This is a genomic window from Allorhizobium sonneratiae (genome assembly GCF_023700755.1).
Taxonomy (GTDB): Bacteria; Pseudomonadota; Alphaproteobacteria; order Rhizobiales; family Rhizobiaceae; genus Allorhizobium; species Allorhizobium sonneratiae.
The window spans coordinates 168,129-192,962 of the sequence record NZ_JAMKOJ010000001.1; the positions used below are offsets into that span (position 1 = coordinate 168,129).

18 protein-coding genes and 1 tRNA gene are annotated in these 24,834 nt (G+C 58.5%); 8 read left to right on the forward strand and 11 right to left on the reverse strand.

Annotated elements, in window-relative coordinates:
* Window positions 1-94 precede the first annotated feature (94 nt).
* From NAC44_RS00675 to cpdR, 4 genes are all read right to left on the reverse strand, one after another.
* On the reverse strand, window positions 95-1,522 hold the full coding sequence (locus tag NAC44_RS00675) for a mannose-1-phosphate guanylyltransferase/mannose-6-phosphate isomerase (RefSeq protein ID WP_250936857.1): 1,428 nt from the start codon (window positions 1,520-1,522) through the stop codon (window positions 95-97).
* Between the two features lie 245 nt (window positions 1,523-1,767).
* A complete protein-coding gene (locus tag NAC44_RS00680) occupies window positions 1,768-2,889 on the reverse strand; it encodes a mechanosensitive ion channel family protein (protein ID WP_250936858.1) in 1,122 nt (373 codons plus the stop codon).
* Between the two features lie 139 nt (window positions 2,890-3,028).
* Window positions 3,029-3,103, reverse strand: a tRNA-Val gene (locus NAC44_RS00685).
* A 98-nt stretch (window positions 3,104-3,201) separates the two neighbouring features.
* Entirely contained in the window at window positions 3,202-3,564 is a 363-nt protein-coding gene (gene cpdR / locus NAC44_RS00690; protein ID WP_250936859.1) for a cell cycle two-component system response regulator CpdR, read from the reverse strand.
* 174 nt (window positions 3,565-3,738) lie between these two features.
* Between cpdR and NAC44_RS00695 the strand changes: the two genes are divergently transcribed.
* Together NAC44_RS00695 and hisN are read left to right on the forward strand one after the other, a co-directional pair.
* Window positions 3,739-4,623: an N-formylglutamate amidohydrolase gene (locus NAC44_RS00695; protein ID WP_250936861.1), complete on the forward strand. Its 885-nt coding sequence runs from the start codon at window positions 3,739-3,741 to the stop codon at window positions 4,621-4,623.
* Window positions 4,624-4,916: 293 nt separating this feature from the next.
* On the forward strand, window positions 4,917-5,690 hold the full coding sequence (hisN, locus tag NAC44_RS00700) for a histidinol-phosphatase (protein ID WP_250936867.1): 774 nt from the start codon (window positions 4,917-4,919) through the stop codon (window positions 5,688-5,690).
* On the opposite strand, the gene NAC44_RS00705 is transcribed toward hisN, so the two are convergent.
* The gene (locus NAC44_RS00705) at window positions 5,681-6,619 is read right to left on the reverse strand and encodes an alpha/beta hydrolase (protein ID WP_250936868.1); all 939 of its coding nucleotides are present in this window, start codon (window positions 6,617-6,619) and stop codon (window positions 5,681-5,683) included. The genes hisN and NAC44_RS00705 overlap by 10 nt on opposite strands.
* Before the next feature lie 510 nt (window positions 6,620-7,129).
* Here NAC44_RS00705 and NAC44_RS00710 point away from each other — a divergent pair.
* Window positions 7,130-7,597, forward strand: coding sequence for an Hsp20 family protein (locus NAC44_RS00710; RefSeq protein ID WP_250936869.1), 468 nt, complete (start codon window positions 7,130-7,132; stop codon window positions 7,595-7,597).
* A gap of 62 nt (window positions 7,598-7,659) precedes the next feature.
* On the opposite strand, the gene NAC44_RS00715 is transcribed toward NAC44_RS00710, so the two are convergent.
* Window positions 7,660-8,715 (reverse strand): threonine aldolase family protein, encoded by a 1,056-nt coding sequence (locus NAC44_RS00715; RefSeq protein ID WP_250936870.1) that lies wholly within the window; start codon window positions 8,713-8,715, stop codon window positions 7,660-7,662.
* A 532-nt stretch (window positions 8,716-9,247) separates the two neighbouring features.
* Between NAC44_RS00715 and gltB the strand changes: the two genes are divergently transcribed.
* Window positions 9,248-13,957 (forward strand): glutamate synthase large subunit, encoded by a 4,710-nt coding sequence (gene gltB, locus NAC44_RS00720; RefSeq protein WP_420839847.1) that lies wholly within the window; start codon window positions 9,248-9,250, stop codon window positions 13,955-13,957.
* 91 nt (window positions 13,958-14,048) lie between these two features.
* The gene (locus NAC44_RS00725) at window positions 14,049-15,503 is read left to right on the forward strand and encodes a glutamate synthase subunit beta (RefSeq protein ID WP_250936874.1); all 1,455 of its coding nucleotides are present in this window, start codon (window positions 14,049-14,051) and stop codon (window positions 15,501-15,503) included.
* Between the two features lie 43 nt (window positions 15,504-15,546).
* Here NAC44_RS00725 and NAC44_RS00730 read toward each other — a convergent pair whose 3' ends face one another.
* On the reverse strand, window positions 15,547-16,758 hold the full coding sequence (locus tag NAC44_RS00730; protein ID WP_420839848.1) for a lytic murein transglycosylase: 1,212 nt from the start codon (window positions 16,756-16,758) through the stop codon (window positions 15,547-15,549).
* Between the two features lie 290 nt (window positions 16,759-17,048).
* On the opposite strand from NAC44_RS00730, the gene galU reads away from it, so the two are divergent.
* Together galU and bla are read left to right on the forward strand one after the other, a co-directional pair.
* The gene (gene galU, locus NAC44_RS00735) at window positions 17,049-17,936 is read left to right on the forward strand and encodes a UTP--glucose-1-phosphate uridylyltransferase GalU (protein ID WP_250936881.1); all 888 of its coding nucleotides are present in this window, start codon (window positions 17,049-17,051) and stop codon (window positions 17,934-17,936) included.
* A 157-nt stretch (window positions 17,937-18,093) separates the two neighbouring features.
* Complete coding sequence (bla, locus tag NAC44_RS00740) at window positions 18,094-19,158, forward strand: class A beta-lactamase (protein WP_250936883.1); 1,065 nt, start codon at window positions 18,094-18,096, stop codon at window positions 19,156-19,158.
* A gap of 15 nt (window positions 19,159-19,173) precedes the next feature.
* Here bla and NAC44_RS00745 read toward each other — a convergent pair whose 3' ends face one another.
* Window positions 19,174-20,760 carry an outer membrane beta-barrel protein gene (locus tag NAC44_RS00745; protein WP_250936885.1) on the reverse strand — a complete coding sequence of 529 codons (1,587 nt, stop codon included), beginning with the start codon at window positions 20,758-20,760 and terminating at the stop codon, window positions 19,174-19,176.
* A 173-nt stretch (window positions 20,761-20,933) separates the two neighbouring features.
* Here NAC44_RS00745 and NAC44_RS00750 point away from each other — a divergent pair, with 173 nt between their 5' ends.
* Window positions 20,934-21,929 carry a KpsF/GutQ family sugar-phosphate isomerase gene (locus NAC44_RS00750; RefSeq protein ID WP_250936887.1) on the forward strand — a complete coding sequence of 332 codons (996 nt, stop codon included), beginning with the start codon at window positions 20,934-20,936 and terminating at the stop codon, window positions 21,927-21,929.
* Window positions 21,930-21,958: 29 nt separating this feature from the next.
* Here the strand turns inward: NAC44_RS00750 and NAC44_RS00755 are convergent, their stop codons facing one another.
* The 3 genes from NAC44_RS00755 to NAC44_RS00765 all read right to left on the reverse strand — a co-directional run bounded on the left by NAC44_RS00755 (window position 21,959) and on the right by NAC44_RS00765 (window position 24,604).
* Complete coding sequence (locus tag NAC44_RS00755; protein WP_250936889.1) at window positions 21,959-22,417, reverse strand: NfeD family protein; 459 nt, start codon at window positions 22,415-22,417, stop codon at window positions 21,959-21,961.
* Window positions 22,418-22,422: 5 nt separating this feature from the next.
* Complete coding sequence (locus NAC44_RS00760) at window positions 22,423-23,427, reverse strand: SPFH domain-containing protein (RefSeq protein WP_250936896.1); 1,005 nt, start codon at window positions 23,425-23,427, stop codon at window positions 22,423-22,425.
* 121 nt (window positions 23,428-23,548) lie between these two features.
* A complete protein-coding gene (locus tag NAC44_RS00765; protein ID WP_250936897.1) occupies window positions 23,549-24,604 on the reverse strand; it encodes a porin in 1,056 nt (351 codons plus the stop codon).
* Window positions 24,605-24,834: the final 230 nt, after the last annotated feature.

Consider the following 24,834-nt stretch of genomic DNA (forward strand, 5'->3'; position numbering starts at 1 on the left):
CGGGGGCCGGCGATTTCGGTCTGTGCCGCGCCTCGTCATCCTGAGGCTTCACGCGAGGATGACGCAGCGGCGGACATAACCCGTTGAAATCGTCTCAGGCGCGGCCGAATTCATCCACAAGACGGACGATGTCGTCCTCGCCGAGATAGGAGCCGGTCTGGATTTCGATCATCTCCAGAAGGATCTTGCCGGGATTGCCGAGCCGGTGCACCGCGCCTTGCGGAATATAGATTGACTGGTTTTCATGCAGGATCGTCACCTTGTCGTCGATGGTGACTTCCGCCGTGCCCTTGACGCAGATCCAGTGTTCGGAGCGGTGGAAGTGCTTCTGCAAAGACAATTTCTTGCCCGAATGGACGAAAAGCCGCTTTACCTGAAACCGGTCACCATTGAGGATGGAGGTATAGCCGCCCCAGGGCCGCAGCGAGGTCGGGTGGGTTTCGGTGAGGTTCGCCGTCTTTTTATCGGCGGCAAGCTGCTTGACCAGCGCGCCGACCGCCTGGGCATTGTCGAGGCGACCGACAAAGACGGCATCTTCCGAGGCAATCACCGCCACGCCGTCCAGCCCCTGTACGGCCAGATGGCTGTGCCGCGACATGACCAGCGAGTTTTTCGTGTCATGCACCGTGGCGTTGCCGCTGACGACATTGCCTTGCTGATCGGCGGCGCCGATTTTCCAAACCGCATCCCAGCTGCCAAGATCGGACCACTGGATGGGGGCGGGCACGATGGCGGCAATGTTGGTTTTTTCCATCACCGCATAATCCACAGAGATGGACGGCGCAGTGGCAAAGGCGTCCGCATCCAGGCGGATGAAGTCGATGTCGCGGGTCGATTTTTTCACCGCTGCCGTGGCAGCTGCCATCACGTCCGGCGCATGGCGCTCGAGTTCGGCGATGATCTTTCCGGCAGCAAACAGAAACATGCCGGAATTCCAGTAGTAATTTCCGGCGGCAAGCAGCGCCTTGGCCTTTTCCGCATCCGGTTTTTCGACAAAACGGCTGACGGCGTTGGCGCCGTGACCAAGATCGTCCCCCAGTTCGATATAACCGTAGCCGGTCGCCGGTTCGCTTGGGGTGATGCCGAAGGTCACCAGCTTGCCGGTGCGGGCGGCGATGGCGGCATTGGCAATCGCGGTCTGATAGGCCTCATCCACGGTAATGGCATGATCGGATGGCAACAGCAGGATCAGCATGTCCTCGCCGAAACGGTCGGCGGCGACTCGCGCGGCAACGGCAACGGCGGCGGCGGTGTTGCGGGCCATCGGTTCCAGCACGATGCCGGACAGGTCCGCTCCGATTTCGCGGGCCTGTTCGGCGACGAGAAAGCGAAACTCTTCATTGGTCACCACCAGCGGTGCTTCATAGAGACTGGCATCGCTCACGCGCTTCAGCGTATCCTGAAACAGGGTTTCCTCGCCCACGACTTTCAGAAACTGCTTGGCGGCGGTGGCGCGTGACAAGGGCCAGAGCCGCGTGCCCTTGCCGCCGGCCATGATAACGGGGAGGATGCGAGCAGTCATGGTCGGGTCCTTTCATCGGCGCGCGATCTGATTGAAGCATTGGTAGGCTATGTGCCAGCATCCATCAAGGCATGATACTTTGATGCTTGTCTATCTGCTGCACGAATTTCAGACATAATCCACTAAAATGATGACTGTTGCACAGTCGATTCTCTCGAAAAACCCACGCAATGACATCCAGTCAAAATAGAACGGTCCAATATGTCTCGATTTTGCTTTGAACTGTGCCCGGTCGGTTGGCTATGTCAGGTGGCTATCTCTTCCTGAGGGCCAGTGCGACCGTTGGTGTCGCTGCGGGCTGGTGATGCCATGGTCTGCGCCCGTGTGAGCGGGACGGGTTCCTCGATCCTGAGCCGGGGCAGGGCGTGCGGATAGTCCGTCTGGATGAAATCGATCAGGTGCTCACGGATGTAACAGCGCAGATCGAAGGCCTTTCCGGCATTGGCGGCGGAGGCGAGGATACGGATTTCCATAACCCGGTCTTTGAGATCGGTTACGGCAAGGTTGAAGACCTGGCCATCCCACAGCGGCGCAGCCTTGACAATCTCTTCGGCTTTCTGGCGCAAAATGGCGACCGGGATGGAATAATCCACATAGACCATGACCGTGCCGATCAGGGTCGAGCTTTCCCGCGTCCAGTTCTGAAAAGGTTTTTCAATGAAGTAATTGAGCGGCAGCACCAGTCGCCGCCAGTCCCAGAGCTTGACGACGACATAGGTCGAGGTGATTTCCTCGACATTGCCAAATTCTCCCTCGACGATCAGGGCATCGTCAATACGGATCGGCTGGGTGATCGCCAGTTGCAGGCCGGCGATCAGGTTCTTTAGCATCGGTTGCAGTGCAAGGCCGAGCACGATACCGGCGACACCGGCGGAGGCAAGAAGGCTGACGCCATATTGCCGCACGGCCTCAAACGACATCAGCGCCGCCGAGGCGGTGACGGCGATGATCGTCCCGACTGCCACCCGTTCCATGATCCGTGTCTGGGTGACATGTTTGCGGGCAAGAAGATTGTCTTCGGCGTCGAGCTTGAACCGGCGCAGATAGACGATCACCCAGATTTTCAGGGCAATATGCGCTGTCCAGCCCAAGAGCACGATGAAACCGAGCAGAAGGGCGTGGCGCAACAGCGCCGTTGCCGCATCGCTCAAGGGGGCGGTGGTGGCGCCAAGAGAAATCGTCCAGGTCAGAATGGCGAGCCGCAGGGGGCTGAAGGTGCGCTTTACCAGCGAGCGCCAGAAGAGGTCGCGATGTTCCGTCAACCGCGTCAGAATTCTGAAAACGATGCGGTGAATGATGAGGCCCGCGAAGATGGCGAAGGCAAGCACACATAGTGAAATCGCCCAGTCCGGCGTCCAGGCCAGCACCTGGTGTGTTTTGTCTATAAGCGTCTGCATAGACACCAAATTAGGGTGGTGCAGCGCAAATGGCAAATGGAGGATGATCAAATAAAGCGTCTGTCGCGCAAGCTGCTTTATGGACCGAAATCCAATGCAGAGGATCGGATGGTGGGCGTGACAAGGATCGAACTTGTGACCCCTACGATGTCAACGTAGTGCTCTCCCGCTGAGCTACACGCCCATCCGATGGCGGCGGATAGACCACAAAACCCTTCGTTCCGTCAATGGGAATTTTCAGTTTTGTGACAAGAAACCGCCATGCGATTGATAAGAAAGGATTTATGCCGCCAGGAGCTTGTTGACCTCATCGACGAGATCGCGCAGGTGGAATGGCTTGGACAGAACCTTGGCATCCTTGGGCGCCTTGGAATCGGCATTCAGCGCCACGGCGGCGAAGCCGGTGATGAACATGATTTTCAGGTCCGGATCGAGTTCGCTGGCGCGGCGCGCCAGTTCGATGCCGTCCATTTCCGGCATGACGATATCGGTCAGAAGCAGGGAGAAGGGCTCTTCGCGCAGGCGGTCATATGCGCTTGCGCCATTGTCATAGGAGGACACTTTGTAGCCAGCCTTTTCCAGTGCTTTAACCAGAAAGCGGCGCATATCGTTGTCGTCTTCGGCGAGAAGAATTTTTTGAATCATGGGCCTGTTGCTCGAGTTGTGATGATGTTCAGCTTTCCCAAATATTCCATAGCCTGTAAACAGGCAGTGAAAAGGGTTGGCTTCCTGTGATTTTTTGTCAGTATGGACTTCGCTGGGGCCAACTGGCAACATATGTTTCAATATGAAATGTCGTTTTGGTAAAGAAGGGGAGCAATGCCGTCTCAGCCTGCCGATCGGGAGCTCTTTACGGTCGTTGAGCCAGCCGAACACACCATACCCTTCGTCTATAACTCTCCTCATAGTGGCCGCGATTATCCACAGGAGTTTCTTGCCGCATCGCGTCTCGATCGCCTGTCCATTCGTCGTTCGGAAGATCATTTCGTCGAGGAGCTGTTTTCCTCTGCGCCTGAAAAAGGCGCGCCGCTTCTTCACGCACGGTTTCCGCGCGCCTATGTCGATGTCAATCGCGAGCCTTACGAGCTCGATCCGCGCATGTTCACCGGGCTGTTGCCCTCCTATGTCAACAGCCATTCGGTCCGGGTGGCGGGCGGGCTTGGCACCATTCCGCGCATCGTTGCCGAGAACATGGAAATCTATAAGGCAAGGCTTGGCGTGGAAGAGGGGCTTTCGCGCATCGAGACCGTCTATAAACCCTATCATTCTTGCCTGAGACGGCTTGTGGCCCGCACCCATGCCGCCTTCGGCACGGCCATTCTGATCGATTGCCATTCGATGCCAGGCACGATCCGCGTGGCCGGTAACGCGGCGCGGCCGGATTTCATCATCGGCGATCGTTACGGTACCAGCGCTTCAGCCGACCTGACCCATGCCGCCATGCAGATTCTTGGTGATTTCGGCTTTGTCGCGCTGCGCAACAAGCCCTATGCGGGCGGCTTCATCACCGAGCATTACGGTCGTCCGGCCCGTGGCCTGCACGCGCTGCAGATCGAGATCAACCGGGCGATCTATGTGGACGAGACGACGCTGGAGAAGCGCGCCGACTTTTCCCTTCTTGCCAATGCGCTTGCCCGGTTCATCGAGCTGATGGCCGCCGTTGCCGCCGATATTGCTGGCGGCGATGCGCTTGCTGCGGAATAATCCCCTGCCTTGATCGGTCATTTCCCAGATTTTTGCAAAAAAAACCGCGCTTTGCGGCGCGGCTATAGTCTAGGGAGGAAACACCCAAGGAGGGTATTTACAGTCGGAAGACTGTGGCCCCATCATATTGTGCAGCGCACATATGTCAAGCGGCATGTGGCAATTTTTTAATCAAGCTTACAGAATGGGCAATTTTGCTGCGAAATCTCTGACAATGAGAAAGCCGGTTCCGTTTTGGCCGGTCCCGCGATAAGGAGTGTGCAGAGCAAACCGATGACATCAGGGAGAGGCGCATGCATCCGGACAAGGCATTTTTCGACGATCTGGCTGCGGCGGCACGGGCTGAGACCCTGCCACGATTTCGTGTCGGCATTGATGTGGTCAACAAGCTTGAAGGCGGTTTCGATCCGGTGACCGAAGGGGATCGGGCGGCGGAGCAGGCGATCCGCAGCCTGATCGAGGCACGGTTTCCCGAGCATGGCATTCTCGGTGAAGAGCATGAAAATGTCGGGCTGAACCGTGATTGCCTGTGGGTGATCGACCCGATCGACGGCACCCGCGCCTTTATCTCCGGCCTGCCGACCTGGGGTACGCTGATCGGCTTTCAGGAACATGGCCGCGCTGTGATGGGCATGATGGACCAGCCCTTTACCGGCGAGCGCTATTTTGCCGATGCGACCGGCTCATTCTATTCCGGGCCGGACGGCCAAAAGCGGATTTCGACCCGCGCCTGTGCCGGTCTGTCCGAGGCGATCTTTTATACCACCTCGCCGGATATTTTTGCCGAGGATGAAAAACCGCGCTTTGCCGCTGTGCGCGACCGGGTGCGGCTGATGCGCTATGGTGTCGATTGCTATGCCTATGCGCTTCTGGCGGCGGGCTATGTCGATCTGGTCATCGAAAGCGGGCTGAAACCCTATGATATCGCCGCGCTGATCCCGATCATCGAGCAGGCGGGCGGCATCGTCACCACCTGGGATGGCGGCAGGCCGGAGGGCGGCGGCCAGATCATTGCCGCCGGATCGCGCGCCGTGCATGAGGAGGCGCTGGCCCTGCTTCAGGCGTGAGCCTCCCGCAGGAAGTCAAGCATCGCCTTGAGCGCCTGCTGGCGAAGGGCTTCTTTTTCCTGCAAGACCTCATGGCGCGCGCCGGGGATCGGCAGAAGCCGGCATGTGGAAAAATCGCGGACAAGCGTCTGTTGCGCCTTGAAGGGCACGACACCATCCTCCTGCGGGGCAATCAGCAGTGTGGGCATGGTGATGAGGGACAGGTGGCTTCGGGTCCGCACCCGGGCAATGGCTTTGCCGCATTCCGACAGCCAGCGCGCGGTCGGCGCGCCAAGCGCCAGATCCGGCAGGCTGGCAAAAAAGCCGGTATTGCGCTGATAGCGTGCCTCATCGGTGGTGAGCGGATTGGTGGCGAACTCTGCCGATTTGCCTGAGGTGCCCATGGGCAGGCTGCCAAGGCCGATCATGGACAGAAAGCGGGTCAGGGCAAAGACCTTGCCCTGCGACAGCGCTTCGCCATGCAGGCCGACAAAGGGGGCGGAGAGCACCATGCGGCTGATGCGACCGACAAGGGCCGGGGCGGCTGACAAAACGATCAGCCCGCCGGTGGAATGACCGAGCAGATGCAGCGGTGCCGGACAGGCGGGCCGCACGATCTGATCGATGAAAAGGGCAAGGTCGCGCTCGTAATCGGCAAAGCGGTTGACGTGGCCGAGCAGCCGGTTTTTTAACGGCCGGTCCGAGAGGCCCTGACCGCGCAGGTCATAGGTGGCGACGGCAAATCCCTGGGCCGTCAGGTCGCGGATGGTTTCAAAATATTTCTCGATGAATTCGGAGCGACCATGCACCAGCACCACCGTCCCTTTCGGCTCAGCGGTGGCGGGAAAGACCGCATAGCGCAGCCGCACACCGTCATGGCCGGTGAAAAACCCGCTTTGATGCGGTTCTGGCACGGGATTGCCGGTCGAGGGATGAAGAATGGCGGTCATGGCGGCGGTCTGGTCCCATGGGTGCGATGGTGGATGAGGCGGCAGGGTAATCGCCAATCTTATACCATGTCGTGTTGTGTCTGCTACTGCATAAGTCCTTAAACCGGAACGGTTTAAGGAGAAAATTATGCAGGAGATTTAAAGCGTTACAGCATCTTATATGCTCTAAAACGCACGATGCTGTATGACTCAGAAAAAAGAAAGGCCGGTCATCGGGGCAATCTGCCCGAAGAGCCGGCCAAAGGCGCTGAAGATGCAGGGACATAGACCTTCAGGCGTCAGTTGCCTGACGTCTCATGCCTAGTGGCCTTGCCATGAACCGTCGCCTAATTCCCCGTTCAGCATGCGTTCATCTGCGCTTTCCGCACCAAAGGTCTTGAACTCGTTTTCGTCCTTTCCCATTTTGTGGGGGCAGGCGCCTGCAGGGCCTGCTGACATGGACCGAAGCCGCCTGATCACGGGGCCCGTGTTCATGAATTTCGCAAACAGTCGCTTCTTTGGAGGACAACCATGCGTCACGTTGATTTTTCCCCCCTTTACCGTTCCACCGTCGGTTTCGACCGTCTGTTCACCATGCTGGACAGTCTCGGCCAGCCGGATCAGGCCCAGACCTATCCGCCCTATAATATCGAACGCACCGGCGAAAATACCTATCGCATCACCATGGCCGTTGCCGGTTTCGACGAGCGTGAGCTTAGCATCGAGGCCCATGCCCATGTTTTGGCCATCAAGGGCGAGAAGTCCGAGGATGAGCAGAATAGCGAAAGCGAATTTCTCTATCGCGGCATCGCCAAGCGCGCTTTCGAGCGTCGCTTCCAGCTGGCTGATCATGTCGAGGTCACCAGCGCTTCGTTGAAAAACGGGCTGCTGCATATTGATCTTCTGCGCAACATTCCCGAAGCGATGAAGCCGCGCCGGATTTCGATCTCCACCGATCAGTCCGAGACGCCAAAGGCGATCGAGGCGCATGTCGCCTGATTGCCGGTGATTGTGCACCAGTGGTCGCGCAATGGATGCAGGGCGGCTTTGGCCGCCCTTTTTCATGGTTGCTGCAGCAGGGCAAGAAAATCATCGACATCCTTTTCGGTGGTGGCGAAGCTGGTGACGAGGCGGATCAGGGTCTCGTCCTTGCCGACCATGTCGGGATGTTCGCGCGGCGGCAGCCAGTCATAGAATTTTGCCCCTTTGGCCAGCGCTTCGGCGGCGGTTTTCTTCCCGATCACGGCGAAGACCTCATTGGCCTGTGTGTCCCAGGCAAGCCGGGCGCTGTTGCTGCTGGTCAGCCCGGCGCGCAGCCGGTCGGCCAGACCATTGGCGTGGCGCGCAAGGCTCAGCCAGAGATCGTCTTTCAGATAGGCGTCGAGCTGGGCGGAGATGAAGCGGGTCTTGGAAAAGAGCTGGGCCGAGCGCTTGCGGATATAAGGCATTTCCTCGGCCATGGCCGGGTTGAAGAAAATGATCGCTTCGGCGCACCAGCAGCCGTTTTTCGTCGCGCCGAAAGAAAGAATGTCGACACCGCGTTTCCAGGTCATTTCGGCGGGGGTGGTGTCGAGCGCCACCAGCGCATTGGCAAAGCGTGCCCCATCCATGTGAACGGGCAGTTTGCGCGCGCGGGCAATGGCCGTGAGCGCCTCGATTTCATCGAGCGCATAGACGGTTCCAGCTTCGGTCGCCTGGGTCAGGGTCACGGCCATGGGGCGGCCCTGATGCACGGAGGGCGTATCGAAGCGGGAGACGGCGGTTAAAAGCGCGCCCGGATCGATCTTGCCGTTTTCCCCCTCGACGGGGTAAAGTCGTGAGGCATGGCTGAGATATTCCGGCGCGCCGCCCTCATCGGCATTCACATGGGCGTCGAAATGGCAGAAGGCAACACCGCCGGCGCGGGCGACGCTGGCCAGCGCCAGTGAATTGGCTGCCGTGCCGGTGCCGACGAAAAAGACGGCCACTTCGCGCTCGAAAATGGCATTGAACTGTTCCTCGATCCGTTTGTCGAGATCGCTTGTTCCATAGGCGCTGGCATAGCCGGACGCCTCCCTGACCAGACTTTCGGCAATCAGGGGATGGGCGCCAGCCCAGTTATCCGAGGCAAAAAACATGAGATCCGTCTTTCGGGTGATGGATGATGATCCGGGTTTTAAAGCGCATCCCGAAAAGTGTGAAGCGGTTTTCGGATAAGATGCGCGCTAACAAGAAGCGCATCCCGAGTGTGTGAAGCGGTTTTCGGATAAGATGCAATCTCGACGATCTGTGAGATTTCGCTTCAGTAACAAATGAAAAGAGCGCGAGGCCAATAGGGATATTTTCTTGCGTCATCCCGGTTGCCCTTTGCAAGGAATGGCTTGCGCAGTTTAAGGCTTTCTGTCATAAGGTATGTGAAATTAGGTCAATCATATTGACATAAATTTGGAAGAAAGACCTCGAAGCTTCCTGCATTCCTTTGGCTTTGAAAGTGAAAAAAGCCTTTCAAACAAGGAATTGATGGAAAGGTAACTTATCGGAAAGGTCGCTTTTGCGACCTGTTTGAAAAGTGTCGCCGGGGAATTATTCGCCAGAGTGTCAAATCTCTGTGGGACAGCCGCGTTAGGTTGATCTTTGCAGAGCAGAAGGAGGGAAGCGATGACGATCAAGATGCCATCCAGGGATACCGATGTGCAACACTCGGCCGAGGCCGGGCAGGTGACGCGTCCGTTTGCCTCTGGCTTGCCGGACGCACAGGGGCTTTACGATCCGAAGAACGAGCATGACGCCTGCGGTGTCGGCTTCATTGCCCATATGAAGGGTGAGAAGTCGCATCAGATCGTCCGCGACGGCTTGTTCATTCTGGAAAACCTCACCCATCGCGGCGCTGTCGGCGCCGATCCGCTGATGGGCGATGGCGCGGGCATTCTGGTGCAGATCCCGGACCGCTTCTTCCGTGAGGAAATGGCAAAGCAGGGCGTGACCCTGCCCAAGGCAGGCGAATATGCTGTCGGCCATTTCTTCTTCCCGCAGGATGACGAGCAGGTTGCGCATTTCAAGAAAGTCATTCAGGACGTCTGTCTTGAAGAAGGCCAGACGCTGCTCGGCTATCGTGAAGTGCCGGTCGATAATTCCTCCCTGTCCAAGGCGCCGGAGATTGCCGCCACCGAACCGCGTCACATTCAGGTTTTCATCGGTGCGGGCCGCGATGCGGCCACGCATGAGGCTTTCGAACGTCGCCTGTTCCTGCTGCGCAAGGTGATTTCCAACCGTATCTATGAAGAGGGCGGCGGCAAGGAAAGCCAGGCCTTCTATCCGGTGTCGCTGTCATCCTCGACCATTGTCTATAAGGGCATGTTCCTCGCCTATCAGGTGGGGGCCTATTATAAGGATCTGTCCGACCCGCGCTTTGAAAGTGCTGTGGCGCTGGTGCATCAGCGCTTTTCCACCAACACCTTCCCCTCGTGGAAGCTGGCGCATCCCTATCGCATGGTTGCCCATAACGGCGAGATCAACACGCTGCGCGGCAATGTCAACTGGATGGCGGCGCGTCAGGCCTCGGTCTCCTCACCGCTGTTCGGCGAGGATATTTCCAAGCTCTGGCCGATTTCCTATGAAGGCCAGTCGGACACGGCCTGTTTCGACAATGCGCTGGAATTCCTGCAGCGCGGCGGCTATTCCATGGCCCATGCAGTGATGATGCTGATTCCGGAAGCCTGGGCAGGCAACCAGCTGATGGGCAAGGAGCGCAAGGCGTTTTACGAATATCATGCCGCCCTGATGGAGCCGTGGGACGGGCCTGCCGCCGTCTGCTTCACCGATGGCCGCCAGATCGGCGCGACGCTCGACCGCAACGGCCTGCGCCCGGCGCGCTATCTGGTCACCGACGATAACCGCGTCATTCTGGCCTCCGAGGCCGGTACGCTGCCGGTGCCGGAAGAAAAGATCGTCAAGAAGTGGCGTCTGCAGCCGGGCAAGATGCTCCTGATCGACATGGACGAGGGCCGCATCATTTCCGACGAGGAAGTGAAGTCGTCGCTGGCGACCAAGCATCCCTATCGTGAGTGGCTGGATCGCACCCAGCTCATTCTGGAAGAGCTGAAGCCGGTGGAGCCGCGGGCGCTGCGTCGCGACGTGTCGCTGCGTGACCGCCAGCAGGCTTTCGGCTATACCACCGAAGACACCAAGATGCTGATGTCGCCCATGGCCACCACCGGTCAGGAGGCGATCGGCTCCATGGGCACCGATACGCCGATTTCGGCGATGTCGATGAAGTCGAAGCTGCTTTATACCTATTTCAAGCAGAATTTCGCCCAGGTGACCAACCCGCCGATCGATCCGATCCGCGAAGAGCTGGTGATGAGCCTCGTCTCCTTCATCGGTCCGCGCCCGAACATTCTCGATCACGACGGCATGGCCAATGCCAAGCGGCTGGAAGTGCGTCAGCCGATCCTGACCAATGGCGATCTGGAAAAGATCCGCTCCATCGGCCATACGGAAGATCGCTTCGACACCAAGACGCTGGACTTCACCTATGATGTGGCCCGCGGCGCCGACGCCATGCCCGACATGCTCGACCGTCTGTGCGAGCGGGCGGAAGCGGCGGTGCGCGGCGGCTATAACATCATCGTGCTGTCCGACCGGCAGATCGGCCCGGACCGCATTGCCATTCCTGCCCTGCTGGCCACGGCGGCTGTGCATCATCACCTGATCCGCAAGGGTCTGCGCACCTCGGTCGGTCTGGTGGTCGAGTCAGGCGAGCCGCGCGAAGTGCATCATTTCTGCTGTCTGGCGGGCTATGGCGCGGAGGCGATCAACCCCTATCTCGCCTTCGACACGCTGACCGACATGCACAAGCAGGGCGAATTCCCCAAGGAGGTCGATGCCGACGAGGTCGTCTATCGTTACATCAAGGCGGTGGGCAAGGGCATTCTCAAGGTCATGTCCAAGATGGGCATTTCGACCTACCAGTCCTATTGCGGTGCGCAGATTTTCGATGCCGTCGGTCTCTCGTCCGAACTGGTGAAGCAGTATTTCTTCGGTACGGCGACGACCATCGAAGGCATTGGCCTTGCCGAAATTGCCGAGGAAACCATGGCGCGCCATCAGGCAGCCTTCGGCAAGGATCCGATCCTGGCCAATACGCTCGATATCGGCGGCGAATATGTTTACCGCATGCGCGGCGAAAGCCATGCCTGGACGCCGGATTCGATTGCCTCGCTGCAACATGCCGTGCGCGGCAACAGCCGCGAGCGCTACCGCGAATTTGCCGATATGGTCAATGAGACCGCGCTGCGGATGAACAGCATCCGCGGCTTGTTCAAGATCAAGACGGCAGCCGAGATCGGCCGCCAGCCGGTTGCGCTCGATGCGGTCGAACCGGCTTCCGAGATCGTCAAGCGCTTTGCCACCGGAGCCATGTCTTTCGGCTCCATCAGCCGTGAGGCGCATACGACCTTGGCCATTGCCATGAACCGGATCGGCGGCAAGTCGAACACCGGCGAGGGTGGCGAAGAGGCTGACCGTTATACGCCGATGCTGGATGGCTCGGCCAATCCGGAACGGTCGGCGATCAAGCAGGTGGCCTCCGGCCGTTTTGGCGTGACCACGGAATATCTGGTCAATGCCGATATGCTGCAGATCAAGGTGGCGCAGGGGGCAAAGCCCGGCGAGGGCGGGCAATTGCCCGGCCACAAGGTCGATGCAACGATTGCCAAGACCCGGCATTCGACGCCGGGCGTCGGGCTGATCTCGCCGCCGCCGCATCACGACATCTATTCGATCGAGGATCTGGCGCAGCTGATCTACGACCTGAAGAATGTCAATCCGGCTGCCGATGTCTCGGTCAAGCTGGTGTCTGAGGTTGGCGTCGGCACGGTGGCGGCGGGTGTCGCCAAGGCGCGTGCCGACCACATCACGGTCTCCGGCTATGATGGCGGCACGGGTGCTTCGCCGCTCACCTCGCTGAAACATGCCGGTTCACCCTGGGAAATCGGCCTTGCCGAAACCCAGCAGACGCTGGTCTTGAACGGATTGCGCTCGCGCGTGGCGCTTCAGGTCGATGGCGGGCTGAAGACCGGTCGTGACGTCATTGTCGGCGCGCTGCTCGGCGCTGATGAATTCGGCTTTGCCACTGCACCGCTTATTGCCGCAGGCTGCGTGATGATGCGCAAATGCCATCTCAACACCTGCCCGGTCGGCGTGGCAACGCAGGACCCGGTTCTGCGCAAGCGCTTCAAGGGCACGCCGGAACATGTGATCAACTACTTCTTCTTCGTGGCCGAGGAAGTGCGCGAAATCCTTGCTTCGCTGGGCTTTACCCGGCTCGACGAGGTGATCGGCATGAGCGAGCTTCTGGAAAAGGATGCCATGCTTGCCCACTGGAAGGCGAAGGGGCTGGATTTCTCGCGCATCTTCCACAAGGTCGAAGCGCCGCATGCGGCGACCTACTGGACCGAGCGCCAGCATCATCCGATCGAGGATGTGCTCGACCGCAAGCTGATCGAAAAGGCGATGCCGGCTCTGGACAACAAGCAGCCGGTGGTCTTCGATGTCGAGATCAAGAATGTCGACCGTTCGGCAGGCGCGATGCTGTCGGGCGAGCTTGCCAAGCGTTTCGGCCACAAGGGGCTGAAGGATGACACGATCCATGTGACGCTCACCGGCACGGCGGGCCAGTCTTTTGGTGCGTTTCTGGCGCGCGGCATCACCTTCGATCTCGTTGGTGACGGCAATGACTATGTCGGCAAGGGGCTTTCGGGGGGACGCATCATCGTGCGGCCGCCGGAAAAGGCCCGGATCGTTGCGGAAAACTCGATCATCGTCGGCAATACCGTGCTTTACGGGGCCATTTCCGGTGAATGCTATTTCCGCGGCGTGGCGGGCGAACGCTTTGCCGTGCGCAATTCCGGCGCGGTCGCCGTTGTCGAAGGCGTGGGCGATCATGGTTGCGAATACATGACCGGCGGCGTCGTCGTCGTTCTCGGTGAAACCGGCCGCAACTTTGCCGCCGGCATGTCGGGTGGCGTGGCTTACGTGCTGGACGAGGCGGGCGATTTCGCCAAGCGCTGCAACATGGCCATGGTCGAGCTGGAGCCGGTGCCGGAAGAAGATGACATGCTGGAAAAGCTGCATCACCATGGTGGCGACCTGATGCACAAGGGTCTGGTCGATGTCTCCGACGACATGACCCGTCACGATGAGGAGCGGCTTTACCAGCTAGTGTCGAACCATCTGCATTACACGGGCTCGAACCGGGCAAAGCAGATCCTCGACAACTGGGCCGATTACCGTCCGAAATTCCGCAAGGTCATGCCGGTGGAATACCGCCGCGCCCTTGAGGAAATGGAACGGATGCGCATGGGCGTTGCCGCCGAATAATTCGCCACCGCGCGGTCCCGGCTGAACGGGACCGCGACCACGCACGGCCTTATGACCGTGCAGTCGCAGGATCATTGAGTAGGACGAAAACATGGGCAAGGTTACAGGCTTTATGGAAATCGACCGGCAGGTGGCGAAGTATCAGCCTGCTTCGGACCGTATCCGGCATTTCCGCGAATTCACCATTCCGATGTCGGATGCCGAGGTGACCAAGCAGGCGGCGCGCTGCATGGATTGTGGCATTCCCTATTGCCACGGTCCGACCGGCTGTCCGGTGCACAACCAGATCCCCGACTGGAACGATCTGGTTTATAACGGCAAGTGGGAAGAGGCGATCCGCAACCTGCATTCCACCAATAATTTCCCGGAATTCACCGGCCGCGTCTGCCCTGCGCCCTGCGAGGAGGCTTGCACGCTCAACCTCGAAGACATGCCCGTCGCCATCAAGACAGTGGAGCAGGCGATTGCCGACAAGGCCTATGAGCTGGGCTTCATCGTGCCGCAGCCGGCCACCGTCAAGACCGGCAAGCGCGTGGCGATCATCGGCTCCGGCCCGTCGGGCCTGGCCGCTGCCCAGCAGCTTGGCCGCGCCGGTCACGAGGTACATGTCTATGAGCGCGAAACCAAGCCCGGCGGGCTTTTGCGCTACGGCATTCCCGATTTCAAGATGGAGAAGAACTTCATCGATCGCCGCGTCGAGCAGATCAAGGGCGAGGGCGTGACCTTCCATTGCGGCGTCAATGTCGGCGTCGATATCAAGGTCGAAGCGCTTCTGAAGGATTACGACGCCGTGCTGTACTGCGGCGGCTCGGAAACCCCGCGCGAGGCTGGCATTCCCGGCGTGGATTTCTCCGGCGTTTATGATGCCATGCCCTATCTGGTGCAGCAGAACCGCCGCGTCGGCCGGGAAAATATCGACAGCAATGGCTGGCCGTCCGAGCCGATCCTGGCGGGTGGCAAGCATGTTGTCGTTGTCGGCGGCGGTGATACGGCCTCCGACTGCGTCGGCACCGCTTTCCGTCAGGGGGCGGTAAAAGTCACCCAGCTCGACATCCGCCCGCGTCCGCCGGAAACGGAAGACAAGCTTGCCATCTGGCCGTTCTGGGCAACGAAAATGCGCACCTCCTCGTCGCAGGCCGAAGGCGCGATCCGCGAATTTCAGGTCGGCACGCTGGAATTTGTCGGTGAGGACGGCATGCTGACCGGGGTGAAATGCTGCCAGGTCGATGAACGCCGCCAGCCGATTGCCGGTTCGGAATTCATCATCAAGGCCGATCTCGCCTTCATCGCCATCGGTTTTTCCGGTCCGTTCAAGGACAGCGTGCTTCAGGACCTCGGTGAGAAGCTGACGCTCAACACCGACCGGCGCGGCTCCACCAATGTCGTTGCCAACGACAAGGACTACAGGACCTCGGTGGACAGGCTCTATGCCGCAGGCGACGTGCGCCGCGGCCAGTCGCTGGTGGTCTGGGCGATCCGCGAAGGCCGTCAGGCCGCCCGGGCCATTGACGAGGCGCTGATGGGCGTTTCGGTTCTGCCGCGATAAGGAATATTCGTCCCTGACCGTACCCCTGCGGTCAGGGACGCCTTCAATGCAATCTCAGCACGTCGAGCAGGTCTTTCGTCGGCTCACCGGTGTCTTGCATGCCCAGCCTTTTCTGGATGGCGGCGATGGCGGCTTTCGAGCCGGAGCCGAGATTGCCGTCGACGGCGCCGTCATAGTAACCGAGTGCTTTCATCCGGCTTTGCAGCTCGAATTTTTCCTTGATATCCAGCGCGCCGTTCGGGCGCGGCCAGGATTGCTGCAAACCGCCATAACCGGCAATCTCGTCGGCCAACAGGCCGACAGCCAGTGCGTAACTGTCGGCGGCATTGTATTTTTTCAGCACGAAGAAGTTCGATGTCATCAGGAAGCCCGGCCCTTTGGCGCCGGCCGGCAGTTTCAGCACCGCCCGGTCGCCCGGGCGCGGAAAGGCCTTGCCGTTCGCACGGCGAAAGCCGAGCTTGCTCCATTGGCCAAGCGTCAGCCTTTTTCCGGCATATTTGCCGCCGCCCGGCGGGACGATGATTTCATAGCCCCAGGTTTCGCCTGTCTGCCAGCCGTTCTGCGCCAGAAGATTGGCCGAGGTGGCCAATGCGTCGGGAATGGAATTCCAGATATCCTTGTGGCCATTGCCATCGGCATCGACGGCATAAAGAAGATAGCTTGAGGGTATGAACTGGGTGTGGCCCATGGCGCCTGCCCAGGAGCCCATCATCTCTTTCGGGGAAATATCGCCGTTCTGCAGGATTTTCAGCGCTGCAATCAGCTGTTTGCGGGCGTAAGCGGCGCGTTTGGGGTCAGCATAGGCAAGCGTTGCCAGCGCTTGAGGCACGTAATGCATCCGCTCATCCTTGGCCAGCGCGCTGCCGTAATTGCTTTCCATCGACCAGATGGCCAGCAGGATATGGCGGTCCACGCCATAACGGGTTTCGATGGCGCCAAGCACCCGATTGTAGCGCGACAGCATCTCCCGGCCGTTTTTCATCGTGTAAGGATTGACGCGCGAATCGAGATAATCCCAGATTTCCGTGGTGAATTCCGGCTGATAGGCGGCCTTGCGCAAGACGTCCTGGTCCGGCTCGGTGACACGGCCAAAGGCGCGGTTATAGGTCGTGGCGGTGATGCCGTTTGCTGCCGCTGTCGGATAGAAATCCCGGATCCAGTTGCGAAAGCCGCTGTCGGCATGGGCTTTAAGCGGGAGAAGACCGATCAGAAAAAGGAACGCGATCCTCATCAGGGTTTTGCTGTTCTGGCCGATCATGGGGGGAATGCTCATTACGCTTGTCCTGTGTTGAAGGTCTTCTCGCATGGATCTATGCGGGCGGCTTCTCAGGGCATGGTCACAGCAAAATCTTTACCAATTTACCAAAATCTGAAAGTTTTCTGTAATTCTTTTGCAATTTTTTAGTAATCCGTTGATTGTCGCTTCGCTTGCGCTTTGTGGAAAAAACATCGTATGGCCATGGAACCTGACATGGCATCATGATGTTGTCGCAAACACGCATCACAGGTTCGTGCGGTTATTTGATGATCCTCCAGGAGGAATGAGTGGGACAGTTAAAGAAGATTCGTAAAGCCGTTTTCCCCGTCGCAGGTCTTGGAACCCGTTTCCTCCCGGCAACCAAGGCGGTGCCGAAGGAAATGCTGACGGTGGTGGACAAGCCGGTCATCCAGTATGTCGTCGATGAGGCAGCCGAAGCCGGGATCGAACATTTCGTCTTCGTCACGGGGCGCGGCAAGGCAGTCATCGAGGACTATTTCGATATCCAGTTCGAGCTGGAACAGACGCTGAAGGCGCGTAACAAAAATGCTGAACTGACGCTGCTGAACGATCTTCTGCCCAAGGCCGGTTCCGCCAGCTTCACCCGTCAGCAGGAGCCGCTCGGTCTCGGTCACGCCGTCTGGTGCGCCCGCGATATCGTCGGGCATGAGCCTTTCGCTTTGCTTCTTCCGGATATGATCATGCGCGGTGAAAAAGGCTGTATGAAGGGCATGGTCGAGCTTTACGAGAAGGCAGGCGGCAATATCGTCGCCGTTGAGGAATGTGATCCCGATCAGGCGCATAAATACGGCATTGTCGGCGTTGGCGAAGAGCTGGATGGCGGTTTCCGCATCACCGGCATGGTGGAAAAGCCGGCCAAGGGCACGGCACCGTCCAACTATTTCATCAATGGCCGCTATATCCTGCAGCCGGACATCTTCTCGATCCTGGAAACACAGGAGCGCGGTGCGGGTAATGAAATCCAGCTCACCGACGGCATGTTGAAGCTGGCAAAGGAACAGAATTTCGCCGGTTATCGCTTCAAGGGCCAGACCTTCGACTGTGGCGCCAAGGATGGGTTCATCCTCGCCAATGCCGCCTTCGCCATCGAACGCGCCGATATCCGTCCGGCCATCGAAGAGCCGCTGAAGGCGCTGCTGGCGGCGCTGAAGTGAACAAGATCTAAAGCCTGAGATGGATCAGTAAAAGCCGCCGGTTTCCGGCGGCTTTTTTATTCCATTCTTACAACAAAGCATATTTCGACCGTTTAAAGTGTTACAGCGTCCTTTGTGCGTTTTATAAAACGCACGGCGCTGTAGAGTGTTGTGCTGAATGCATCAGGTGGTGGATGCTCTTGGGAGATTTCTTGTGAAACGGAGAAATTTTTTACATCGTTCACTGTTATTGGCGGCGGTAGAGCTTTGCTTGAAAGTTCAGCCGTCATTCGCCTCAGGGGCATCTGGTAAAGATAATCCTCCATCGTCATCAACCGATTTTCAAGCCCGGTTGAAAGAGCTTGCGACCTTTGCACTGCCAGGCCGTTTAGGGGTGACGGTGGTTGATCTGACATCAGGAAGACGCTGGGAGATCAACGGCAATCAGGCTTTCCCGATGATGAGCGTTTTCAAGGCGCCGTCTGCCGCCGCGATTCTGGCGATGGTGGATCGTCAAGAGGTGTCACTCACGCAGCCGGTCATCATCAGGCGCCAGGATTTGCGGGGCGGAGCCAGCGAGATTGCCCGAAGGTTTCAGGGACAAGAAATGACGTTTACAGTCCTGCAGCTTTTACGGGCTGCTGTCAGCAAAAGCGACAATACGGCTATCGATGCGCTTTTACGCTCCTTCGGCGGTCCTGCCTACGTTACAAAATTCCTGCAGGAGAATGGCATCAAAGATATGCGTGTTGACCTAGATGAAGGAGGTGTCGAGCAGGTATTTTCCGGGCTTAATGCTGGCCATCATCCTCCACGTGGTGAGACGGTTGAGGCGCGTCTTTTGCGTCTCGAACAAGGATATCGGGATTTTCTATCGGATCCGCGCAATCGTTCAACACCGGATGCCTCTGCCTTGTTTTTAGAGCTTTTGTGGCGGGAACGCTTGTTGTCAAAAGACTCGACACGTCTTTTGCTGTCAATGATGGAAAACCAGACGATGCCACGGCGTCTTCGGGCAGGTCTTCCAGCCGGAATCGTTTTTGCAGATAAGTGCGGGACATCCGTGTCTCTCAATGGTGTGACGGCAGCGTTTAACGATATCGGAATTCTGACTTTTCCGGATGGTCATTCCGTCATTGTGACCGCTTTCCTGTCCGGATCGACGCTATCCAGAAAGGGCAGGGATACATTATTTGCCGCTCTGGCCAGAGACGTTGTGTCGAATGTCGCAGGTGAAAAATAGGAGACGATTGACTCTTTACCGCTTCACCGTCACGCCAACGCTTGCCGTCAGGGTTCTGTCGCCGGGGCTGGTCTTGTTGTCGGTATATTCCCAGGTGAGATCGGTGTTGAGATCGAGATAACGGTTGAGGGAATAGGTGAGGCCGCCGCCTGCCGTGTAATAGACCGTGTTCGGCTGGCTGGCGCTTCGATAATCGCGCCAGGTGGTGCCGCCGGTGAGGCGGGCAATGAGATTGTCGCGCAATTGGTGGGCGACGGCGGCCGTGAGCGCATAGGCGACATCGCCGCTGACGCCTGCCGTGGTCGAGGGCTCGATCGATGTGTTGAAGCCGAGGCTCACATCGGTGCCGCGATGCGGCGACCAGTTGACCGTGCTGTCGAGCGCAAAAGCCCCAAGTGCATCGAGGCGGCTGTCGTCGAACGTGGCGCGTTTATAGCCGAGTGCAATTTCTCCGCTGAGCTTTTCGTCGAAATTCGAGGTGATCCCGGCCTTGAGGCCGTAGAGATTGCCGGAACGGGCATAACCGGAACTGTCCAGCGTCTGATCGTAGCGGGTCTTGCCGACCGAGGCTTCGATGAAGGGGATCAGCGCCGGTGACAGTTCATAGCCGAGGCGCGTGGTCAATGTCACGGTGTTGCGGTTGCGGTCGGAATTGGACAGCAGGCTGCCATCGGCAAGCTTGGCGTCGGAATAGACATAGCGCTCCAGCCCGAGGCCGACCGATCCACGCAGGCGGCCCACATCCTTTTCCAGCACCGCGCCGGTGCTGAACTGGTTGACGCCGGATTGCACCTGCGCATTGCGGATGGCATTGGGGTCGGTGTTGCTTTCGCGGCTATAGCCATAGCCTGCCGTCAGCTTTGCGGCCATGTCATCGGCCAGATCGAGCCGCAGTTCGGCATCCACCCGCCCGGAGGGGTCGTTGCTGCCGTCACCGGCGATCTTCTGGCGAAAATCGCCCTGGCCGGTGATTTTCAATTGATGGCGGGCCCAGTCCGAAGTCAGCGTGCCTTTGAGCCCTGTATCCCAATAGGTGGTCTTGTCCTTCGAGCTACCATCTGTCTCGCTCTTGACGGTGACACCCTGGCTGACCTCCGGCCTCAGGATCATCGTGCCGAGCTTGATGCCGGTGCCGTCATCCTCGGTTTTTTTCAGGGACCGGCGTTCGTCGATCGGCGACTGTCGGAGATTGATCCGGCTGGCGTCCAGCGCATCGTCGGTTACCTTGCCCATCCGCAGCCGGTCCAGATCAGCGGCTGTCGCGTCGCTGCGCTCTGTCGTGGTGGATGCGGCAAGGGCGGCAGAGGAAGACGTGGCTGCCGTTGTCGTGTCGCTTGCTGCCGTGGCGGGCAGGGTGGGGGCGATGCCACCTGTATCGGTGTCTGAGGCGGATGCGGAGGGATCGGCGCTGGTGGTGGGTACGCCACGCAGGACAAAGCCGCTGTCTGCCTCCTGTGCATGGGCGGCAGGCATGGCTGAGATGACGCCAGCCAGCAGCATGAAGCCGCCGTAAAGCGTCCGTCCGGGCTTCTTGTCCTGCCTTGCCCTCATCGGCTCTGCGCGATCCTGTTTCGATGTGTTTACCGAAACGTAAAGGCTCATGGTTAATTATTTCTTGAATTGACGACGCCAGTCGGAGATGACGAAGAAAGCCTTGAATTTTCCTCAAACCGCCGCATTTGAGGACGCAATCTTGCAACACGAGCCTGTCCTTTCTTTCGGATGAAGGAAGAGGGTGAATGGACAGTTGCGGTGTTTCGGTTTAAGGAAATTTCATGAACAAACTGGCTGTAAAACTTGTCGAGGCAAGCGCTGTTCAATCGGCGCTGAGGGTCATTTCAACCGAGCAGTCCGGTCTTGCCGCGCTGGAAGAGGCATTGACCGGACCTTTGGCCGGTTCGTTCTGCCGCGCCATCGACATGATCGGCAAAAGCTCCGGCCGCGTGATCGTGACCGGCGTGGGCAAGAGCCACCATATCGGCGGCAAGATTGCCGCAACCTTTGCCTCAACGGGCACGCCCGCCTTTTTCATTCATCCGGCAGAGGCCAATCACGGCGATCTCGGCATGATTGCCCGTGACGACGTGGTGATTGCCATGTCCTGGAGCGGCGAAAGCAGCGAGTTGCATGGCATCATCTCCTTTACCCGCCGTTTCTCCATTCCGCTGATTGCAATAACCTCGGGCGAAGCCTCGACCCTGGCACGCGAGGCCGATCTGGTCTTGCTGCTGCCCAAGGTGCCGGAAGCCTGCCCGCACGGCCTGGCACCCAGCACATCGGCGATGATGCAGCTTGCCATGGGCGATGCGCTGGCGCTGGCGCTTCTGGAAGCGCGCGGTTTCGGCGCAGAAGATTTCAAGGTTTTTCATCCCGGCGGCAAGCTCGGTGCGATGTTGACCCATGTCGGCGACATTATGCATATCGGCGATGATGTGCCGCTGGTGCCGGTTGGCACATCGGTGCCGGCAGCGATCATCATGCTGTCGCAGAAACGGTTCGGCTGCGTCGGTATTGTCGATGCAGATGGTCATCTTGTCGGCATCATTACGGATGGCGATATCGCCCGTAATCTCACCCGCAATCTCGGAGAGCGGCAGGTGGAAGAGGTAATGACGAAAATGCCGAAATCGGTGAAGCGTGACACGCTTGCCACCACCGCCATGGCGATCCTGAACAAGCACAATATTTCGGCGCTGTTCGTCACCGAGGCGGATGGCACGCCGAGCGGTATCGTGCATTTCCACGATCTTTTGCGCATCGGCGTAGCCTGATCTTTTCTTTGATTCTGAAATTGACGTGATCAGACGGCCTCGACCGTTAACTCCCGGCCATGGGCCGCGACGATTTTGACGCGGACGCCTGCGGCAAGATCCGGCCCGTTGACGGTCCAGAACGTGTCATCGAGGCGGATGCGCCCGCGCCCTTCGCGGATCGGGCTTTCCAGCGTGGCGGTGCGGCCAACGAGGCTTGCGGTGCGCTGGTTGAGCAGCGGCTCATCGCTGCGGTCGCGGTCTTTCACCAGAATCCGCCGTCCGATGAGGATCGAGGCGAGCGAGAGGGCGGCAAAGACGAGCATCTGCACCTGCCAGGGCCAGAAAGATGCGCCCCAGAACACGAGTGACAGGATGCCGGTGAGAAGCGCCGCCATCCCGAACCAGACGAGAAACATGCCGGGCATCATCAGTTCTGCGGCCAGCAGGATCAGCCCGCCGACCCACCAGCTCCAGAGACCAAGCTCGTTTACCCAGGCGATGATCATCGCGCTTACTCCTGTGAAGGCGGGCTAAACGGGCTGACGCTTGGCGTGCTGCGCGGCGCGGTCGTCCGCGGGGCCGGGGTGCGCGGCGGCGTCGCATCCGGACCGAAAACATCGCGGGCAATGGCGCCAATGCCGCCCAGCGTGCCGATCAGCGAAGACGCTTCCATCGGCATCAGCACCACTTTGGCATTGCTGGCGGTGCCGATGGCGCTCATGGCCTCGGTATATTTCTGCGCGACGAAATAGTTGATGGCGTTGACATCGCCGGCGGCAATCGCCTCGGATACCAGTTTCGTTGCTTGGGCTTCAGCGGCGGCCAGCCGCTCGCGCGCCTCGGCCTCGCGATAAGCGGCCTCGCGCTTGCCTTCGGCCTGCAGGATGGCGGCCTGTTTGGCACCTTCGGCCTTAAGGATCTGCGCATTGCGCTGGCCTTCGGCCTCCAGCACCTGGGCGCGTTTTTCACGCTCGGCCTTCATCTGTCGCGCCATGGCATCGACAAGGTCCTTTGGCGGCTGAATATCCTTGATCTCGACACGGGTGACCTTGATGCCCCAGGGGCTGACGGCGTCATCCACCACATGCAGCAGCCGGTCATTGATGGCGTCGCGGTTGGATAAAAGCTCGTCCAGTTCCATCGAGCCCATGACCGACCGGATATTGGTCATGGTCAGGTTGAGAATGGCGTTTTCCAGATTTTTCACCTGATAGGCGGCCTGTGCCACATTCAGCACCTGAAAGAAGGTGACGGCATCGGCAGTAACGCTGGCATTGTCCTTGGTGATGACCTCCTGGGTCGGCACGTTCAGCACCTGCTCCATCACATTCATTTTCGCGCCGATGGTCTCGACGAAGGGAGTGATCAGGTTGAGGCCCGGCTCCAGCGTGCGCGTGTAACGGCCAAAGCGCTCCACCGTATAACGATAGCCCTGCGGCACGGTCTTGATCCCGGCGATCAGCACCAGAACGACAAAGCCCACCAGGGCAATCACGAGAATATCGAAGCCGGTCATGGAAACCCCCTTGCTTGGCGTCTTGAAGAAGCATTTAGGCATTCTTCCTCTCACTTGCCATGGGCGGAAAAAAAGAAAGCCCCGCAGGGCGAGGCTTTCCATGGCGATGTGATGGCTGCGATCAGAAGTCGCGGCGCAGGCGCAGATAAGAGTTGAGCGCCTTGTCGTAGGTATCATAGCCAAGACCGGCCTGAACGAAAGTCTTGGTGTTCTTGTCCTTTTGCAGGTAGTAATAGGTGTCGCCGCCAACGGTCCAGAAGCCCTTGCCGTTGTTGACGCTGTCGAAATACTTGTTGTAGGCGACGGAGGGGCCGACCGTCAGCTTGTCGTTGACGGTATAGGTATAATCAGCGCTGACAGCCCAGTTATACTTGCCTTCGAACGAACTGATGCCGGAGGCATATTCCGCATCGAACTGTATGAGATGCGGGCCGAAAGCATTTTCGGCATGGCCGTAAACAACGCCGTGCTTGGCGAGATTGTCGTAAACGCCCCAGATATAGCTGGAGAAGCTGTCCTGCTTGTAGCTCAGCTGGGTTTCAAAGCCGAGATCCTTGTTGAATTTCGGGCTCTGGCTGGTGGCCAGCTGCGAATCCTGCAGGTCATCAATGCCGACGCCGAATTTGAGCGGGCCGGACGTGGTTTCGTAGCGAATGCCGGTGATGACCGAATCGCCATTGGCGAGATTGGTGCTGACAAAGCTCGGCCAATAGGAGTTGTTGCCGTTGTTGTCGACAAAGCTGGTCATGCGGCCGATGGTGAAGCCACCAATGGTGATGTAGGCAAGGCGGGCTTCAAAGCCATCGCTGGTGCTGCCGCTCTTCCACTTGCTGTGAAGCTGAACGTCGGTGCCGATGGTTCCAAGTTCGGAATCCATTTTGGTGGAGATGTTGATGCGCGCGCGCATTTCATCGGCCCAGTTGGCGCCAGTTGTCCCCGTGCTGGCGTCCTTCTTGTCATTCAGATCATTGCCTTTGAAGGTGTAGCGGAACTGGCCGCCAAACTTCAGGCAGGTTTCGGTGCCGGGAATGTAGAAATAACCGGTGCCGAAAGCGTCACAGACGCGGACATAGTCTGCCGGTTCCGGAGCGGCTGCGACAATGGCGTCAGCGGCGTGAACGCCGGACAGTGCAACGAGCGATGCTGCGCCGCTCAGGAGAATCTTCTTGATGAGCATAGATACCCTCTCTCTATGTTTGATGTATAACGATCATAATTACTTTATTTTTCAAGTATCTTATGTTCGTTTTTAGTGCAGCATTCGATATCATGTCATTTTTGTAATTTTTAGTGACCGATGGTTGAAATATATTTTATTAATGTGACAGTGTTGTATTATATTTTGCTTTTAAAACCCAAAAATGGTCAGAAATATATTATGTAAAATATTGATACTTTGAAATTTTA

Coding starts and splice junctions, on each gene's coding strand:
- NAC44_RS00675 (WP_250936857.1), bottom strand. CDS start 1,522: ATGACTGCTCGCATCCTCCCCGTTATCATGGCCGGCGGCAAGGGCACG.
- cpdR (WP_250936859.1), bottom strand. CDS start 3,564: ATGATTCAAAAAATTCTTCTCGCCGAAGACGACAACGATATGCGCCGC.
- NAC44_RS00695 (WP_250936861.1), top strand. CDS start 3,739: ATGCCGTCTCAGCCTGCCGATCGGGAGCTCTTTACGGTCGTTGAGCCA.
- hisN (WP_250936867.1), top strand. CDS start 4,917: ATGCATCCGGACAAGGCATTTTTCGACGATCTGGCTGCGGCGGCACGG.
- NAC44_RS00705 (WP_250936868.1), bottom strand. CDS start 6,619: ATGACCGCCATTCTTCATCCCTCGACCGGCAATCCCGTGCCAGAACCG.
- NAC44_RS00710 (WP_250936869.1), top strand. CDS start 7,130: ATGCGTCACGTTGATTTTTCCCCCCTTTACCGTTCCACCGTCGGTTTC.
- NAC44_RS00715 (WP_250936870.1), bottom strand. CDS start 8,715: ATGTTTTTTGCCTCGGATAACTGGGCTGGCGCCCATCCCCTGATTGCC.
- gltB (WP_420839847.1), top strand. CDS start 9,248: ATGCCATCCAGGGATACCGATGTGCAACACTCGGCCGAGGCCGGGCAG.
- NAC44_RS00725 (WP_250936874.1), top strand. CDS start 14,049: ATGGGCAAGGTTACAGGCTTTATGGAAATCGACCGGCAGGTGGCGAAG.
- bla (WP_250936883.1), top strand. CDS start 18,094: ATGCATCAGGTGGTGGATGCTCTTGGGAGATTTCTTGTGAAACGGAGA.
- NAC44_RS00745 (WP_250936885.1), bottom strand. CDS start 20,760: ATGAGCCTTTACGTTTCGGTAAACACATCGAAACAGGATCGCGCAGAG.
- NAC44_RS00750 (WP_250936887.1), top strand. CDS start 20,934: ATGAACAAACTGGCTGTAAAACTTGTCGAGGCAAGCGCTGTTCAATCG.
- NAC44_RS00755 (WP_250936889.1), bottom strand. CDS start 22,417: ATGATCATCGCCTGGGTAAACGAGCTTGGTCTCTGGAGCTGGTGGGTC.
- NAC44_RS00760 (WP_250936896.1), bottom strand. CDS start 23,427: ATGACCGGCTTCGATATTCTCGTGATTGCCCTGGTGGGCTTTGTCGTT.
- NAC44_RS00765 (WP_250936897.1), bottom strand. CDS start 24,604: ATGCTCATCAAGAAGATTCTCCTGAGCGGCGCAGCATCGCTCGTTGCA.